This window comes from Vibrio sp. 10N.222.55.B11, from assembly GCF_041473705.1.
GTDB classification, from domain to species: domain Bacteria; phylum Pseudomonadota; class Gammaproteobacteria; order Enterobacterales; family Vibrionaceae; genus Vibrio; species Vibrio crassostreae_C.
In genome coordinates this window covers 1-2,115 of sequence record NZ_JBFRST010000073.1, presented here as the reverse complement: position 1 = coordinate 2,115, position 2,115 = coordinate 1, and the positions used below count along the sequence as shown (strand labels likewise).

Genomic DNA, 2,115 nt, shown 5'->3' with positions numbered 1-2,115 from the left:
CAAGCCACCCTAGAATCGGTGCTCTCTGGCAACCTTGGGGATGAAACCATTAAAGGGAAACGAGATAACCATAAATGCGGTTTAGATCTGACTTTGTCCGTATCTAAAGGCTTCTCCATTGCAGCATTAGGTGGTGGTGATATGCGCTTACTCGGCATACTCAAGGACGCCGTTAAGTTTGTCGCCGATGAAATTGAAAAAGACACCGCACAAGTCACGTCAACCAATAAAGAAGGGGAACGTGAATACATCAATACAGGTAACATGATTTTCGCAGCTATTGGCCATAAGACCAGCCGTGAAAACGACATGCAGCTTCATTACCACTTATTAGCGCCAAATATGACACGAGATCAGGATGGACAACTTCGCTCACTCGCTTCAACCATTAAGCAAAAAGGGGGCGTGATTAACGGGACTGGCGAGCGCATCTATAACTTCCAAAAATATTACACGGCGTTATTTCACAGCAAAATAGCGCATGACGTTGAAGGCATTGGATATCAAACCCATGGGCTAGGCAATGGACAGATAGACATATCTGGTGTACCGCAACCTCTCATCGAAAACTCTTCCACTCGAACGCAGCAAATCAACCAACAAGCCTTAAACTTTGGAGACACACAAGCAGCAAGGGATATGGCAGCACTTGATACACGCAAAAGTAAAACTTACCTGAGCACCGGTGAGCTCACCACAAAGTGGCAGCAACAAATTAAAGATATGGGGTACAAGCCCGAAGAGTTGGTAAAGAATGCACAACAATTCACTAAACAAGAATTTCAGCCAGCCTTAATCGCTCAAGAAGCCCTGGCACGAGCTGTTTCTCATCTTGAACAAAACAATACAGCCCTTCGCTTGGAAAAAGTCGTTGAATTGGCCGTTTCTGACTTTACCAAAGGGGGTATTCAAGCCAATGCCATTGAAGTAAAAACCATCGCCGATGAATGGATTAAAAATGGCACACTCATACCTTTAGGAGAGAAAGGGCAATACACCACCAAAGGCTTAATTGATAACGAGAAAGCGCTTATCGACAGCACACAAGGACGGGCACATCACATGCGTACCCACGTTGAATCGAACACGCTCAACAAGCTCGCTATCCCTGAAAACCAGCAGCGCATCTTGACCGACCTGTACCAATCCACCAAACAGTTCCATGTGGTCAATGTACACGGCTCATCACAAGATATTGCGCAACTGCTACTCAATGTAGGCAATCACAGTGGTAAACGCGTCCAGTTCGTCTCACAAAGCGCCAAAACAAAAGCGGAAGGGATGGAGAGCCTACAGCGACAAAGCAAAACGCTTGGCGCGTGGATAGCCAATACCTTCTCACCAGAGCAGCGCCACACCACCCACAGCTTATTGCAAAGCGATACGCCGCTGACCAATAAAGACGTCTTGCTCATTGATGACGCCAATAAGATGAGCGCGAATGAATTGTTAGCCCTCACCGATAAAGCCAAACAATCGAGCAGTAAAGTAGTGATGCTTAACCGCGTATCAAGCCGTCAGGGATTTAAAGCCAATAACGCTATCTCGCTGTATCAAAAAGGCAATGTGGAGAGTCATTCTTGGGTCGGCAAGAGAGCCAGCCATACCAACGTGAAACTGCATGACAATGATACCGATAGGATAGCGCGGGTGTACGCTGACCTCCCTGATAAAGCCACCACGCAAGTGATTGCCACCTCCGGCGTCGAGCAGCGGCGGCTAACCGAAGCGATACGGGGCCAACTCAAAAATACCGGCGCCCTCGCCAGACACGAAACCACCCTATTCACTCAAACCCCTCACCACCTCTCCAAAGCGCAACAACCACTCGTTCAACACTACAAACCAGGCATGACACTCACCCATTGGGAGAAAAGCAAACCTCATAGTTTTGTCATCGCCAGTATCGATAAAGAGAGCAACACCATGACCGCACTCAGCAAACGCGATGGACAGTCACACACCTTTGACCCGTCCAGTCGCGCCTTTAAGCACATGAAGATGCAAATCAATAAACCGCAAAGTCTCAACATCGCCCAAGGCGAACGTCTTCGAACGCTAGGCAAACACTTCCCTGCCGGCTTGGACGCGAACCAAAGCTACCTTGTCACTCAC

1 protein-coding gene is annotated in these 2,115 nt (G+C 48.1%); it reads left to right on the top strand.

All coding sequences use genetic code 11. The features are described from left to right. Positions 1-2,115: MobF family relaxase (gene mobF, locus AB4503_RS22675; RefSeq protein WP_372115748.1), on the top strand; the 2,115-nt coding region annotated here is incomplete at both ends.